The organism is Bradyrhizobium sp. CCBAU 25360, assembly GCF_028128695.1.
Classification (GTDB): domain Bacteria; phylum Pseudomonadota; class Alphaproteobacteria; order Rhizobiales; family Xanthobacteraceae; genus Bradyrhizobium; species Bradyrhizobium ottawaense.
In genome coordinates this window covers 233574-247419 of sequence record NZ_LBJA01000043.1, presented here as the reverse complement: position 1 = coordinate 247419, position 13846 = coordinate 233574, and the positions used below count along the sequence as shown (strand labels likewise).

13 protein-coding genes are annotated in these 13846 nt (G+C 64.9%); 6 read left to right on the top strand and 7 right to left on the bottom strand.

Annotation, left to right across the window (positions count from 1 at the left end):
- Positions 1-32: 32 nt before the first annotated feature.
- Entirely contained in the window at positions 33-245 is a 213-nt protein-coding gene (locus XH81_RS28185; RefSeq protein ID WP_038951145.1) for a hypothetical protein, read from the top strand.
- Between the two features lie 20 nt (positions 246-265).
- On the opposite strand, the gene XH81_RS28180 is transcribed toward XH81_RS28185, so the two are convergent.
- On the bottom strand, positions 266-1102 hold the full coding sequence (locus tag XH81_RS28180; protein WP_028144058.1) for a universal stress protein: 837 nt from the start codon (positions 1100-1102) through the stop codon (positions 266-268).
- Between the two features lie 208 nt (positions 1103-1310).
- Here XH81_RS28180 and XH81_RS28175 point away from each other — a divergent pair, with 208 nt between their 5' ends.
- Positions 1311-2843, top strand: coding sequence for a Do family serine endopeptidase (locus XH81_RS28175; RefSeq protein WP_212476655.1), 1533 nt, complete (start codon positions 1311-1313; stop codon positions 2841-2843).
- Between the two features lie 275 nt (positions 2844-3118).
- Positions 3119-3481, top strand: coding sequence for a hypothetical protein (locus tag XH81_RS28170; RefSeq protein WP_028144056.1), 363 nt, complete (start codon positions 3119-3121; stop codon positions 3479-3481).
- Positions 3482-3494: 13 nt separating this feature from the next.
- Here XH81_RS28170 and XH81_RS28165 read toward each other — a convergent pair whose 3' ends face one another.
- Both XH81_RS28165 and XH81_RS28160 read right to left on the bottom strand, forming a co-directional pair.
- Positions 3495-3797: a DUF6496 domain-containing protein gene (locus XH81_RS28165; RefSeq protein WP_028144055.1), complete on the bottom strand. Its 303-nt coding sequence runs from the start codon at positions 3795-3797 to the stop codon at positions 3495-3497.
- Between the two features lie 79 nt (positions 3798-3876).
- Positions 3877-4071, bottom strand: a complete 195-nt coding sequence (locus XH81_RS28160; protein ID WP_018321749.1) for a DUF3072 domain-containing protein — start codon at positions 4069-4071, stop codon at positions 3877-3879.
- 115 nt (positions 4072-4186) lie between these two features.
- Here XH81_RS28160 and XH81_RS28155 point away from each other — a divergent pair, with 115 nt between their 5' ends.
- Together XH81_RS28155 and XH81_RS28150 are read left to right on the top strand one after the other, a co-directional pair.
- Positions 4187-4408, top strand: coding sequence for a hypothetical protein (locus tag XH81_RS28155; protein ID WP_271596439.1), 222 nt, complete (start codon positions 4187-4189; stop codon positions 4406-4408).
- 19 nt (positions 4409-4427) lie between these two features.
- The gene (locus XH81_RS28150) at positions 4428-4634 is read left to right on the top strand and encodes a hypothetical protein (RefSeq protein ID WP_028144052.1); all 207 of its coding nucleotides are present in this window, start codon (positions 4428-4430) and stop codon (positions 4632-4634) included.
- Positions 4635-4740: 106 nt separating this feature from the next.
- Here XH81_RS28150 and XH81_RS28145 read toward each other — a convergent pair whose 3' ends face one another.
- Both XH81_RS28145 and XH81_RS28140 read right to left on the bottom strand, forming a co-directional pair.
- The gene (locus XH81_RS28145; protein WP_038972655.1) at positions 4741-4989 is read right to left on the bottom strand and encodes a hypothetical protein; all 249 of its coding nucleotides are present in this window, start codon (positions 4987-4989) and stop codon (positions 4741-4743) included.
- A 95-nt stretch (positions 4990-5084) separates the two neighbouring features.
- Positions 5085-5342, bottom strand: coding sequence for a hypothetical protein (locus tag XH81_RS28140; protein ID WP_038972656.1), 258 nt, complete (start codon positions 5340-5342; stop codon positions 5085-5087).
- A 142-nt stretch (positions 5343-5484) separates the two neighbouring features.
- Here XH81_RS28140 and XH81_RS28135 point away from each other — a divergent pair, with 142 nt between their 5' ends.
- Positions 5485-5706: a hypothetical protein gene (locus tag XH81_RS28135; protein ID WP_028144049.1), complete on the top strand. Its 222-nt coding sequence runs from the start codon at positions 5485-5487 to the stop codon at positions 5704-5706.
- A gap of 97 nt (positions 5707-5803) precedes the next feature.
- Here XH81_RS28135 and XH81_RS28130 read toward each other — a convergent pair whose 3' ends face one another.
- Both XH81_RS28130 and XH81_RS28125 read right to left on the bottom strand, forming a co-directional pair.
- Complete coding sequence (locus XH81_RS28130; RefSeq protein WP_028144048.1) at positions 5804-7291, bottom strand: HWE histidine kinase domain-containing protein; 1488 nt, start codon at positions 7289-7291, stop codon at positions 5804-5806.
- 14 nt (positions 7292-7305) lie between these two features.
- Complete coding sequence (locus tag XH81_RS28125; protein WP_028144047.1) at positions 7306-13605, bottom strand: HAMP domain-containing protein; 6300 nt, start codon at positions 13603-13605, stop codon at positions 7306-7308.
- Positions 13606-13846 lie beyond the last annotated feature (241 nt).

Below are 13846 nucleotides of genomic sequence, written 5' to 3'. Positions count from 1 at the left end.
CAATAAGCCCAGTGAATGCGAGGGAGGGTCTCATGGAGAACGTACGTCGCTACCGGGCGCTGGCGTCCCTCTGTCGTCAGCAGGCGGCCTACCGGCCGCTTCAGAACTGGGAACTCCTCGGCCAGGCCGAACATTTCGAATATCTCGCCGAGGTCGAGCTCAAGGCGCATTTCGACGCGTGCAATGTGCAGCACGACGAGGGCGACGCCGTACCCGCGACGTGGGAGACCCCGGTCGCGGCGTGATGGCGCCGGGCCGGCCCGGCTCAATGCGACATCAGCGTCGGGACCGTCATGGCCTGCAGCATGGCGCGGGTGACGCCGCCGAGAACGCGCTCCTGCAACCGCGAATGGCCGTAGCCGCCCATCACCAGGAGATCGAGGCCCTCGTCGGCCGCCAGCGACAGGATGGTCGGCTGGATGTCGGCGCGCGTCGCCGACAGGCCGACCGTGCGGGTCGACAGTCCGCGCCGGCCGAGATGTCTTGCCAGACCGTTCGCTGAAGCTTCGTCGGAGACCGCATCGGCCTCGTTGATGGTGATGATCACGATCTCATCGGCGCGCGCCAGGAACGGTGCGGCATCGTGCACGGCGCGGGCCGCGAGGCGGCTGCCGTCCCAGCAGATGCCGATCCGGTTCGCCTTGAAAGCTCCATGGAAGGTGTAGGGCAGGAACAGCACCGGGCCGCCGGCCTGGAACAGGATCTCGCGCGGCACGTCGTTGTCGAACGAGCCCTGCGCCGGATCTGGCTGAAGCACGACGCTGAGGTCGTGCAACCGTGCCATCTCGCCGAGCGAGCCGGCCGCGTCTACCGGGATCGCGCCGAGCGCGCGGCAGCCGTAGGAGATGCCGGCGTTCGCCGCTTCGATGCCAAACACCGCCAGCGCGGCCTCGGCCCGCTCTACCGCGCGCTCGCGTTCCAGTTCGAACACGGCCGCGACCGCAGCGCCGCCCTCCATCACGTAAGCCGCACTGGTCGCGACATAGCCGATCGCGACTGCGTCGAGATGGGCGTTGAACCGCGCCGCGAGCGAAATCGAGCCTTCGATCGCGCAGCGCATGGGGCGTTCGGTGGGGATGTGGACGAGAATGTCTTTGTACATGGCGCGCCTCCGATGAACATCATCCAATGGTCGCATTTTTTCACTGTCCGAAGGACCCGCGTTGAGCTGCATCAAATGCGCAGGGGACGACTTTCCCGGGGGCCCGCGCATTCTTTGCGAAGATTTAATCGGATGGACGGGACGTCGTAAGGTGACGATGGCCATGTTGGAGGCAAGGCGACACCTTATCCAACATGGACATTTCGACATGAACGATCGCGTCAATTCCGACACCACGTCCCGCAAGATCCTGAGGCCGCGCCGGCTTGCGCTGCTCGGCACCGTGGCCGCGCTCGGCGTGGCCGTGCTGGCGGCTGCTCCCGGCTCTTCGCCGTTCGGTCCGAGCTCCTTCATTACCCCGGCCCAGGCCGCCGAATCCGCCGCGACGCCGCCGGGCTTTGGTGACCTCGTCAGTAAGGTCAAACCCGCCGTCATCTCGGTGCGGGTCAAGATCGACCAGGACAACGACAAGAGCGCGATGCTGCAGCAGAACCGGATGGATCAGGACGAGGACACCCCGTTCGACCAGTTCTCGCGGCAGTTCGGCTTCCGTGGCCCGGGCGGCATGAACGGCATGCCGCGCCAGCGCCATCAGATGATCACGGGCGAAGGCTCCGGCTTCTTCATCTCCGCCGACGGCTATGCCGTGACCAACAACCACGTCGTCGACCACGCCGAGTCGGTGCAGGTGACCATGGATGACGGCACGAGCTACACCGCCAAGGTCGTCGGCACCGATCCGAAGACCGATCTCGCGCTGATCAAGGTCGACGGCAAGAAGGACTTCCCGTTCGTCAAATTCTCCGACCAGAAGCCGCGCATCGGCGACTGGGTGGTCGCGGTCGGCAACCCCTTCGGCCTCGGCGGCACCGTGACTGCCGGCATCGTCTCGGCCAGTGGCCGCGACATCGGCAACGGCCCCTATGACGACTTCATCCAGATCGATGCGCCCATCAACAAGGGCAATTCCGGCGGCCCGGCCTTCGACATGAGCGGCAACGTGATCGGCGTGAACACTGCGATCTTCTCGCCCTCCGGCGGCTCGGTCGGCATCGGCTTCGACATTCCGGCCTCGACCGCAAAGCTCGTCGTCGCGCAGCTGAAGGACAAGGGCGCGGTGACCCGTGGCTGGCTCGGCGTGCAAGTGCAGCCGGTCACCGCCGAGATTGCCGACAGCCTCGGACTGAAGGAGGCGCGCGGTGCGATCGTCGACAATCCGCAGGATGGCAGCCCGGCGGCCAAGGCCGGCATCGAGGCGGGCGATGTCATCACCGCCGTCAACGGCACCGCGATCAAGGACTCCCGCGACCTCGCCCGCACGATCGCGACTCTTGCGCCTGGCAGCTCAGTGAAGCTCGACGTCTTCCACAAAGGCGACAGCAAAACGGTGACGCTCGCGCTCGGCGAACTGCCGAACGAACGGCAGGCCAAGGCCGATGTTGGCAAGGACCAGCCGGGCTCCGGCACGCCGCGCCTCGGTCTTGCTTTGGCTCCGGCCGGTGACGTCCAGGGCGCTGGCCAGAAGGGCGTTGTCGTCACCGAAGTCGATCCGCAAGGGCCGGCGGCGCAGCGGGGCATCCAGACCGGCGACGTCATCCTCAACGTCGGCGGCAAGGCCGTCGCCAATGTCGGCGACGTCCGCTCGGAGTTGGCGCAGGCCAAATCGTCCGGCAAGCGCAGCGTGCTGTTGCAGGTCAGAAGCGCGCAGGCGACCCGCTTCGTCGCGGTACCACTCGCCTGAGGCGAACGCCGATCGGCATGGATCAAGAAAGGCGGCCTCGAGGCCGCCTTTTTCGTTCGCCTTCAGGACTCCCGGGAGGCGATCGATAACATTCTCGTTAACGGCAGCGACGATGACGCGGTTCGTCCGAAAAAGCCGTGTTCGCTCATCAAAGTTCCGACTCGTGCAGGTCGCCGGCGGCAACGATGCCACCGGGACCAGTTGCAAGCGTGGAACTTCGAACTTGCCGCCGGTTTCCGGAACTGGCCGCTGGTTCGCATTTGATCGGTGCCGACATGGATCGATTGAAGCTCTCGCTGAGGAGGGCGCTACTCGTGGCGCCATTCGTGCTCTGGGGCGGAAACGCTCTCGGGCGGGACGACGGCCGCTACGCGGACTCACCCCTGAAGCCATGGTTCGACAGCCTGCGCAGCCACCTTGGTCCGTGCTGTTCGGATGCGGATGGTTTTGCCGTCGCCGATCCCGACTGGGAGTCGCATAACGGGCATTATCGCGTGCGTCTCGACGGCGAGTGGATCGAGGTGCCGGACGAAGCCGTCATCACCGAGCCGAACCGCGCCGGCCGCACCATGGTGTGGCCGGTGAAGACCGCGTTCGGCGTTTCGATCCGCTGCTTCATGCCGGGCAGCATGATCTGACACAGGCCAACGGTCAGCGCTTGCTGGATTTGCGCTTCGACGATTTCTTGGTTGTCCTCTTCTTGGTCGTCCTCTTCTTGGAGGTCTTCTTGGACGTCTTCTTGGAGGTCTTCTTGGCGGCCTTCTTCGGGACCTTCTTCCCCTTCTTGCGTGCCTTCGACAGTCCGATCGCGATCGCCTGCTTGCGACTCTTCACACGTCCGCCACGGCCTTTGCGACCGCTCTTGGCGGTGCCCTTCTTGTAGCGGCGCATCTCGCTCTCGACATCGCTGCCGGCGCTGCGCGAGTAGCTGCGCTTCTTTGCCTTGCGTGCCATGCATGTTCTCCCTTGGCCGGGGAGAACCATTCGACACGGGCATGGTTCCGAAGGACGCGGACAGTGTTCCAGGCGCAGCCTAGAAGGAATTCGCCAGCTCGATCTCGGCTTCCAGCACCTGGATACGACGTGCGGCCTCGCTGAAGGACAGATCGCGCGCATATTGCGCGGGCTGATACGCTTCTTCGCTCAGCCGTTTCAACCTCAGCCCCTGCGTCCGTGTCATCTGCTCGGCGAGGAAAACCCTGGCGTCGTATTTGCCCTGAACCTGCATGTCGCTTCTCCGTCCTGAAATCGTGACTTGACTATATGTTCTTATTTTGTTCTAACAAGCCATGGACAACAGAATTAATGAAATTCGACGTAAAATCAGCGCCTTGAGGGTTGAGATGGCCGGCGTCGAGGCCTCCGTGCGGTATCTCATCAACGGCGACCGCGATTGCGTCCAGCAAGCCCTGGTGCAGATGGATTTGCGCCGGAAGGTCAATTTGCTGATCGGCGAATGGAAGGCTGCTGGCGGCGGCGATGTCCTGCCTGACGTTCGCGACCGGGTGCGCCTTCGTCTCGTGAAGACAGCCGTCGGTCCCGAGCGCGCGAGCACGCGGCGCTGACACCTTTTGGGGGGGCGCCGTGGAGGAGGACCCGGACACTTACCGGATCTTGAGGTTGCGCGCCGAGATTCTCGAATTGGGCTCGGCCATCCGGCAATTGCAGCGTGCGGGGCTCGACGATGCTGCGGCCCAACTTCTGATCGGACGCAAGCGGGCGCAGCTCGAGCAACTCGTGAAGACGAATGCTGCGAGCCGCCCGCTCAACTCTGAAACGCGTCGCCCGTAACGAGCTGACGCCGGCGCTCGACGATGTGGCGCTCGATTGCCGATCCCGCATCAAGAAAAAAAGCCCCGCGTCGCCGCGGGGCTTTTGATGTCATGTCGGCCTGAGCTCACTTGGTATTGCTCATGCCCTTGCTGCTCTTGTTCGTCATGGTGCCGCCCTGGTCCGAGCCGGGACCGGAGCCGCCCTGGCCGGAAGGATCCGCGCCCTTCGAGGCCTTGGTGTTGGCGCCCGTGGTCTGCGAGGACGACATCGATGATCCGTGTTTGGCCTTGTGCGACTTGGCCTGTGCGGCGAGCGGCGCGGCGGCGAGGCCGGTGGCCAGCATTGCGGTGAGAACGAGTTTTGCCGTTGTCATGCGGGGAACTCCCTGAGTTAAATTGACGCAGGCAGCCAACCGCCATTTGCCGAAGGAGTTCCCGACAAACGCATCTGCCGGGCCGCACGCACGCTTCAAGATTGCTTGTCCTCTGCGAGGATGAACACGACGCCGGTGAGTGTCGCGCCGATCGCGAACGTCGTCACCAATGTGAGGGCGAAGACGATTGCGGCCTGGCTTCCGCCATGATCGAGCAGCTTGGCGACGGCGGGATTGGACAGGATCAGCGTGAGGCTGAAGGCGAGGCCGAGGGCTGCGCCCATCATCGCATGCGTCATCAGCTTGATGAGGCCGGTGGGAGAGATCAGGTCCGACGACTTTTTTGCGCGCATGGGAACCGCATCCCGAACTGACATGCAAACGCGGGCCATATTCGCCGGTTCCAAACGCATGAAGGAATTGTCATCACCGGCTTCATCCGACGTTCATGCCGGGCCTGCGAGGATGAGGGTCAGTAAAACGGGAACATTCGATATGGGTAAGGTAGTCTTTCTTTACCGCTCGCTGGCCTATCGCAACGCGGCTGCGGACATGCTGCGCAAGGCCCGCAAACTGCCGCGCGGTGCGGAGCGAAGTGCGGCCCGCCGCTACGCGAGGGCGCTACGCGATCTCGCTCAGACGGAAGCCTGGCTCGAAGGACGCCTCGCCGAGGAAGCGCGGCCGCCGCGGCAAACCAGGATGGCGGCGTCGGGCTAAAGCACGATCCGGAAAAGTGCGCAGCGGTTTTCCGAAAAGATCATGCTCAAACAACAAACCAAAGCGCGATGACGCTTCATTCTGATCGCATCGCGCTTTAGCCCGAGGCGCGTTGCAATTCGGCTGAGCTGGGGGCGTCGAATTTTCCGGGGGCGGCCGTCGCCGTCTTGCGTGTCAGCGGCACCTTGAGGCGGCACAACAGTCCTTCGGCTCGCCAATCGAATTGCGCCTGTCCACCGAGTTGGGACTCGACGCTCGCTAGCAGGCTCCGCGTGCCGAAGCCGCGCGATTTCGGCGTCATGACGAGCGGACCGCCGGATTCCTCCCAGCTCAGCGTCAGCAGCTGGTCCTCGACCTGCCAGCCGATCGTGAGCCGTCCCGACCTGGTCGAGAGTGCGCCATACTTGGCCGAGTTGGTGAAGAGCTCGTGCAGCGCGAGCGCCAGCGTCTGGGCCGTCGCCGGCAGCAACTGGACCTCCGGACCCGCCAATATGATCTGGCCGCCGAGCGAATAGGGCGCAAGCTCCTCGTCGATCAGCTTGGAGAGCTCCGCGCCCTGCCAGCTCGACAGCGACAGGATGGTGTGCACGCGCGCCAGCGCATTGATGCGTCCTTCGACGGCGCTGACATAGGCCTTGACCTCGTCGGCGCGGGTGAGGCGGACGATCGACTGCGCCAGCGCCAGAGCATTCTTGGCGCGGTGATCGACTTCCCGCGCCAGCAAATTCTGCCGTTCCTCGGCTCGCTTGCGTTCGGTGATGTCCACGGTGACACCGCTCACGCGCACGACGCGACCGCTGTCGTCGACCGTCGCGGCCGCCGTGCCGACGCACCAGCGCACCTCGCCGTCGGGCCGCACAATGCGGAACTCGGTCTCATAGGCACGCGTGCCCTTGTTGAATTCGGCGATCGCCTTGCGCAACTGATCGACGTCGTCGGGATGCAACAGCGCCTGGACGTTGGCCGGATTGACCTCGAAGCTCTCCGGGCCGACGCCAAAGATGCGATATTGCCCCTCGTCCCACATCCAGTCGCCGCTGATCCAGTCCCAATCCCAGGAACCCATCTTGCCGGCGGCGATGGCCATGCTGCGCCGCTGCTCGCTTTCGCGCAGCTTCGCGGTGGAGTTCTCCAGTTCCGCCGTGCGTGCGCGGACGCGATCCTCGAGCTCCTGATTCAGCCGTTCCAGCTCGCGGGTCTTGCGGTAGAGCTCGGCAAACACCTTGATCTTGGCGCGCAGCACCTCCGGCACGACCGGGACCGGCACGTAGTCGACCGCCCCCATCTCGTAGCCGCGCAGCCGGTCGATGTCGCTGACCTGGATGGCGGAGATGAAGATCATCGCGGTCTTCTGGAAGCGCGGATGCTCGCGGATCATCGCGGCAAGCTCGAAGCCGTCGAGCTCGGGCATGCAGACGTCGACCAGGATCACCGCGATCTCGGTCTTGAGCAGCACCTCCAGCGCCTCGCGTCCGGACGAAGCGACCACGAGGTTCTCGCCGAGTTCCTTCAGGATCACCTCATAGGCGAGCAGCTTGGCCGGCTGGTCGTCGACGAGGAGGATGTTGACCTTTTCGTGGTCCATTCGCGGATCCAAACTCATCGGTGCAGCCACATGCGGATCGCAAGCAGCAATTGATCGGTGTTGACGGGTTTGGCGAGATAGTCGGACGCGCCGGCCTCCAGGCATTTTTCCCGGTCACCCTTCATCGCCTTGGCGGTCAGCGCGATGATCGGAAGGCGGGCGAAGGCCTGGTTTTCGCGAATGACGCCGATGGTCTGGTAGCCATCCATCTGCGGCATCATGATGTCCATCAGAACGATGGCGATCTCCGGATTGGATTCGACCAGGGTGACGGCTTCACGGCCGGTCGTGGCGGTCAGCACCTTCATGCCGCGCCGTTCCAGCACGCTCGACAGCGCGAAGATGTTGCGGGCGTCGTCGTCGACGAGCAGCGCGGTCTTGCCGATCAAATCCTCGTCGGAACTGTTCAGCTTCTCCAGCATGCGCTGCTTCTCGACCGGAAGCTCCGTGATCACGCGGTGCAGGAACAATGCGGTCTCGTCGAGCAGGCGCTCCGGCGATTCCACGCCCTTGACCACGATGCTGCGCGCCATGGTGTGGAGTTCCGCATCCTCCTCCGCCGAAAGCTCGCGGCCGGTGAAGACGACGACCGGGACGTTGGACAGCGCCTCGTCGTTGCGGATCTGGTCCAGCACCTCGAAACCGCTCATGTCGGGCAGCCTGAGGTCGAGCACCACGCAATCGCAGGGCGCCTCCCGCAGCGTCGAGAGCGCGCCGGCGCCGGTGTCCGTCGTCACGATCTCGATGTCGTCGTGGTGCAGCAGCTCGCGGATCGAAAGCTGCTCCGCCTCGTTGTCCTCGACGATCAGGAGCCGTTTGCGCCGCGGCCGTGCATACTCCTTGATCTGCGTCAGCGCGGCCGAGACGCCCTCGGTCGTCGTCGGCTTGTTGACGAAGGAGAACGCGCCACGCGCCAGCGCATGCTGGCGGTCCTCGTCGAGCGTGATGATCTGCACGGGGATGTGGCGGGTCAGCGGATTGTGCTTGAGCTGGCTCAGCACGGTCCAGCCGAGCATATCGGGCAGGAACACGTCGAGCGAGACTGCTCTCGGCTGGTATTGCTTGGCAAGCTCCAGCGCCTCCGCACCGCGGGCGGCGACCAGGACCTTGAATCCCTTGTCGCGCGCAAGGTCGACCAGTACACGCGCGTAATGCGGGTCGTCCTCGACGATCAGAAGGATGCTGTCGCCAGGCTCGAGGTTGAGCCGGTCGTCGGGAAGTTGCTCGATGACGCGCTGCTGCTCCGGCGCGGCGGCGGGCTGCAGCGCAGGCGGCTGATTGTTTTGCTGCGGCGCGGGTGCGGCGCGCGGTGCGAGCGTCGGACCGGAATATTTGAGTGGCAGATACAGCGTGAACGACGAGCCCTTGCCCGGCGAGCTGCGCAGATGAATTTCGCCGCCGAGCAGGCTTGCCAATTCGCGACTGATCGCAAGCCCAAGGCCGGTGCCGCCATATTTCCGGCTGGTGCCGGCATCGGCCTGCTGGAACGCCTCGAAGATCAGCTTCTGTTTTTCCACGGGAATGCCGATGCCGGTGTCGGACACTTCGAGCGCGATCACCGCCGGCGCGGAGTTCAGCACCGGATGATCCGTTCCCCAGCCGCCGACCGCGGCGGTGACATTCAGGCGCACCTCGCCTTCGGCGGTGAACTTGAAGGCGTTGGAGAGCAGGTTTTTCAGGACCTGTTGCAGGCGCTTGGAGTCGGTGACGATGCTGCGTGGGAGGTTCGGATCGACGTCGATCTTGAACGAGAGATTGCGGTTGTCCGCCTCGTGCCGGAACGGCCGTCCGACGGTCTCCAGCAGGTTCGCGGTGAGGATTTCCTCGGCGTCGACCGTCACCGTGCCGGATTCGATCTTGGATAGATCCAGGATGTCGCTGATGAGATTGAGCAGATCGGTGCCGGCGCCGTGGATGGTGCGGGCGAATTCGACCTGCTTGGCCGAGAGGTTGCCGTCCGGATTGTCGGTGAGCTGCTGCCCCAGGATCAGGATCGAGTTCAGCGGCGTGCGCAGCTCGTGGCTCATATTGGCGAGGAATTCGGACTTGTACTTCGAGGTCAGCGCAAGCTCGGTCGCCTTTTCCTCCAGCGCGCGGCGGGCCTGCTCGATCTCCTGGTTCTTGCGTTCGACCTCGACGTTGCGCTCGGCGAGCTGCTGCGCCTTCTGCTCGAGCTGGTCGTTGGTCTGCTGCAATTCGCGCTGCTGGGTCTGGAGCTCGCCGGCAAGCTGCTGCGACTGCTTGAGCAGGCCTTCGGTCTGCATCGTCGCTTCGATCGAATTGAGCACGATGCCGATGGAGTCGGTGAGCTGCTCCAGGAAGGTCATCTGCGAGGTCGTGAAGGAGACGAGCGAGGCGAGCTCGATCACGGCCTTGACCTGGCCCTCGAACAGCACCGGCAGCACGACGAGGTTCTTCGGTGCGACGCGGAACAGCGCCGAGTTGATCGGCACCACGTCGGACGGAATGTCGGCGACCACGCGCGGCCGCTTGTCGAGCGCGCACTGGCCGATCAGGCCGTCGCCGAACTGCAGCACGCGCTGATACGGATAGATGCCGTCGCTGGCGTAGGAGGCGAGCAGCAGGAGCTGCGGATTGTCCTCGCTCTCGATCTGGTAGATCACGCCGGTATGGGCGTTCACCAGCGGCGACAGCTCGGTGAGCAAGAGCCGGCCGACGGTGGTGAGGTCGCGCTGGCCCTGCAGCATGTTGGTGAATTTGGCGAGGTTGGTCTTCAGCCAGTCCTGCTCGGTGTTCACGTCCGTCGTGAGACGGAGATTCGTGATCATCGTGTTGATGTTGTCTTTCAGCTCGGCGACTTCGCCGCGGGCATCGACCTGGATCGATCGCGTCAGGTCGCCCTTGGTGACGGCGGTCGCGACTTCGGCGATCGCGCGCACCTGCGAGGTGAGGTTGGCCGCCAGGAGGTTCACGTTGCCGGTGAGGTCCTTCCAGGTGCCGGCCGCGCCCGGCACGTTGGCCTGACCGCCGAGCCGGCCTTCGACGCCGACCTCGCGTGCCACCGACGTCACCTGGTCGGCGAAGGTGGCGAGCGTCTCGGTCATGTTGTTGATGGTGTCGGCGAGCGCAGCGACCTCGCCCTTCGATTTCACGGTGAGGTTCTGCTTGAGGTCGCCATTGGCGACCGCGGTCACCACCTTGACGATGCCGCGCACCTGCTCGGTCAGGTTTGCCGCCATGAAGTTGACGGTGTCGGTGAGATCCTTCCAGGTGCCGGCGACACCGGGCACCTGCGCCTGGCCGCCGAGCTTGCCCTCGGTGCCGACCTCGCGCGCCACGCGCGTGACTTCGCCGGCGAAGGCGTTGAGCTGGTCCACCATGGTGTTGATGGTGTTCTTCAGCTCGAGGATTTCGCCCTTCACGTCGACGGTGATCTTGCGCGACAGGTCGCCGCGCGCGACCGCCGTGGTCACTTCGGCGATGTTGCGGACCTGGGTGGTGAGGTTCGCGGCCAAGAGGTTGACGTTGTCGGTCAGATCCTTCCAGGTGCCGCCGACGCCGGGCACGACGGCCTGACCGCCGAGCCGGCCCTCGGTGCCGACCTCGCGGGCGACGCGCGTCACTTCGGCGGCGAAGGAGCGCAGCTGCTCGACCATGGTGTTCAAGGTGTCCTTGAGCAGCAGGATCTCGCCGCGCACGTCCACCGTGATCTTCTTCGACAGGTCGCCGCCTGCGATCGCGGTCGCGACCTCGGCGATGTTGCGGACCTGGGCCGTCAGGTTCGAGGCCATGAAGTTGACGTTGTCGGTGAGGTCCTTCCAGGTGCCGGCGACGCCGGGCACCTCGGCCTGTCCGCCGAGCTTGCCTTCGGTGCCGACCTCGCGCGCCACGCGCGTCACTTCGCCGGCGAAGCCGTTGAGCTGATCGACCATCGTATTGATGGTGTTCTTGAGCTCGAGGATTTCGCCCTTCACGTCGACGGTGATCTTGCGCGACAAGTCGCCGCGCGCGACGGCGGTGGTCACTTCGGCGATGTTGCGGACCTGGGCGGTGAGGTTGCCCGCCATCGAGTTCACGCTGTCGGTGAGATCCTTCCAGGTGCCGGCGACGCCCGGCACGTTGGCCTGACCGCCGAGGCGGCCTTCAGTGCCGACCTCGCGCGCCACGCGCGTCACCTCGCCCGCGAAGCGGTTGAGCTGGTCGACCATCGTGTTCAGCGTGTCCTTGAGCTGCAGGATCTCGCCGCGCACGTCCACGGTGATCTTGCGCGACAAGTCGCCGCCCGCGATCGCGGTCGCGACCTCGGCGATGTTGCGGACCTGGGCGGTGAGGTTGCCCGCCATCGAGTTCACGGAGTCGGTCAAGTCCTTCCAGGTGCCGGCGACGCCGGGCACGCCGGCCTGGCCGCCGAGCTTGCCGTCGGTGCCGACCTCGCGGGCGACGCGCGTGACTTCGCCGGCGAAGGCGTTGAGCTGGTCGACCATGGTGTTGAGCGTTTCCTTCAGCTGAAGGATTTCGCCCGACACGTTCACTGTGATCTTCTTCGACAAATCGCCCTTGGCGACCGCGGTCGCGACCTCGGCGATGTTGCGGACCTGGCCGGTGAGGTTCGAGGCCATCGAGTTGACGCTGTCGGTGAGGTCCTTCCAGGTGCCGCCGACGCCGCGCACGACGGCCTGGCCGCCGAGCTTGCCTTCGGTGCCGACCTCGCGCGCGACGCGCGTGACTTCGCCGGCGAAGGCGTTGAGCTGGTCCACCATGGTGTTGATGGTGTCCTTCAGCTCCAGGATCTCGCCGCGCACGTCCACCGTGATCTTCTTCGACAGATCGCCGCCGGCGACCGCGGTGGTCACCTCGGCGATGTTGCGAACCTGCGCGGTCAGGTTCGACGCCATCGAGTTGACGCTCTCGGTGAGGTCCTTCCAGGTGCCGGCGACGCCGAGCACGTTGGCCTGGCCGCCGAGCCGGCCCTCGGTGCCGACTTCGCGCGCCACGCGGGTCACTTCGCCGGCAAACGCGTTGAGCTGGTCGACCATGGTGTTGAGCGTCTCCTTCAGCTGAAGGATTTCGCCCGAGACGTTCACCGTGATCTTCTTCGAGAGGTCGCCGCTCGCGATGGCGGTGGCGACGTCGGCGATGTTGCGGACCTGCGCCGTCAGGTTCGAGGCCATGAAGTTGACGTTGTCGGTGAGATCCTTCCATGTGCCGGCAACGCCAGGCACCTGCGCCTGTCCGCCAAGCTTGCCTTCGGTGCCGACCTCGCGCGCGACGCGCGTCACTTCCGAGGCGAACGAGTTGAGCTGGTCCACCATGGTGTTGATGGTGTCCTTCAGCTCCAGGATCTCGCCGCGCACGTCCACCGTGATCTTGCGCGACAGGTCGCCGCGCGCCACGGCGGTGGTGACGTTGGCGATGTTGCGCACCTGTGCGGTCAGGTTGCCGCACATCGCGTTGACGGAGTCGGTGAGGTCCTTCCAGGTGCCGGCGACGCCGGGCACGATCGCCTGGCCGCCGAGCTTGCCGTCGGTGCCGACCTCGCGCGCCACGCGCGTCACTTCTGAGGCGAAGGAGCGGAGCTGGTCCACCATCGTGTTGATGGCTTCCTTGAGCTGAAGGATCTCGCCGCGGACGTCGACCGTGATCTTCTTGGAGAGGTCGCCGTTGGCGACCGCGATCGTCACCTCGGCGATGTTGCGAACCTGATTGGTCAGGTTGTTCGCCATCGAGTTGACGCTCTCGGTGAGGTCCTTCCAGACGCCGGTCACTTCCGGCACCTGGGCCTGGCCGCCGAGCTTGCCCTCGGTGCCGACCTCGCGCGCCACGCGCGTCACCTCGGAGGTGAACACGCCGAGCTGCTTGATCATGGTGTTGACGATGGTCGCCGACTGCAGGAATTCGCCCCGGAGTGGACGGCCGTCGACGTCGAGCTTGACGGTCTGGAGCAGGTCGCCTTGCGCCACCGCCGCGACCGCACGCGTCACCTCGCGGGTCGGCCACAGCAGGTCGTCGATCAGCGTGTTGACGGAGCCTTCCATGTCGGCCCAGGAGCCCGAGGCGAGGCCGAACTTCACGCGCTGGCGCGTTTTGCCTTCGCGGCCGACCACCTGGCCGACCAGTTCGAGCTGCTGCGCCATGCGCTGGTTGGCGGCGATGATTTCATTAAAAGTGTCGGCGATCTTGCCGTCGATGCCGAGATAGTCGCCGCTCATGCGGACGGAGAAATCGCCGCTGCGCATGGCCTGCAGGGCGAGCAGCAATTCGGCCCGGGAATCCGGATCCGATACACCGTTGGGCTTTGGCTTTGGGACGCGACGACCGGACCGTGATGCAGATCCGGGATCGAGGTCGCTCATACTGATTCCCCCGCAGGTGTCGGCCGAATCTATGGCCAGACGCGATTGGTCAACATAGAGCGTCAGCCAAATTCGAAATCAAGCGCCAACCTTGCGGCGCCAGCAAATGGAACCTGCTTTGCTCAGCCCGGCAAATATAACCACGATCCGCCGAATTGGTTCCATCCGAATTCGAAAAGGGCTGGCGTCCGCGATCCTGCGGCCCGCTCGTTCGTCCCCGCCACCCTTCGGAACGAGCGCC

What these genes read in the sequence shown, in the direction of transcription:
- XH81_RS28185 (WP_038951145.1), top strand. Translation starts at nt 33, where the DNA reads ATGGAGAACGTACGTCGCTACCGGGCGCTGGCGTCCCTCTGTCGTCAG.
- XH81_RS28180 (WP_028144058.1), bottom strand. Translation starts at nt 1,102, where the DNA reads ATGTACAAAGACATTCTCGTCCACATCCCCACCGAACGCCCCATGCGC.
- XH81_RS28175 (WP_212476655.1), top strand. Translation starts at nt 1,311, where the DNA reads ATGAACGATCGCGTCAATTCCGACACCACGTCCCGCAAGATCCTGAGG.
- XH81_RS28170 (WP_028144056.1), top strand. Translation starts at nt 3,119, where the DNA reads ATGGATCGATTGAAGCTCTCGCTGAGGAGGGCGCTACTCGTGGCGCCA.
- XH81_RS28165 (WP_028144055.1), bottom strand. Translation starts at nt 3,797, where the DNA reads ATGGCACGCAAGGCAAAGAAGCGCAGCTACTCGCGCAGCGCCGGCAGC.
- XH81_RS28160 (WP_018321749.1), bottom strand. Translation starts at nt 4,071, where the DNA reads ATGCAGGTTCAGGGCAAATACGACGCCAGGGTTTTCCTCGCCGAGCAG.
- XH81_RS28155 (WP_271596439.1), top strand. Translation starts at nt 4,187, where the DNA reads ATGGCCGGCGTCGAGGCCTCCGTGCGGTATCTCATCAACGGCGACCGC.
- XH81_RS28145 (WP_038972655.1), bottom strand. Translation starts at nt 4,989, where the DNA reads ATGACAACGGCAAAACTCGTTCTCACCGCAATGCTGGCCACCGGCCTC.
- XH81_RS28140 (WP_038972656.1), bottom strand. Translation starts at nt 5,342, where the DNA reads ATGCGCGCAAAAAAGTCGTCGGACCTGATCTCTCCCACCGGCCTCATC.
- XH81_RS28135 (WP_028144049.1), top strand. Translation starts at nt 5,485, where the DNA reads ATGGGTAAGGTAGTCTTTCTTTACCGCTCGCTGGCCTATCGCAACGCG.
- XH81_RS28130 (WP_028144048.1), bottom strand. Translation starts at nt 7,291, where the DNA reads ATGGACCACGAAAAGGTCAACATCCTCCTCGTCGACGACCAGCCGGCC.
- XH81_RS28125 (WP_028144047.1), bottom strand. Translation starts at nt 13,605, where the DNA reads ATGAGCGACCTCGATCCCGGATCTGCATCACGGTCCGGTCGTCGCGTC.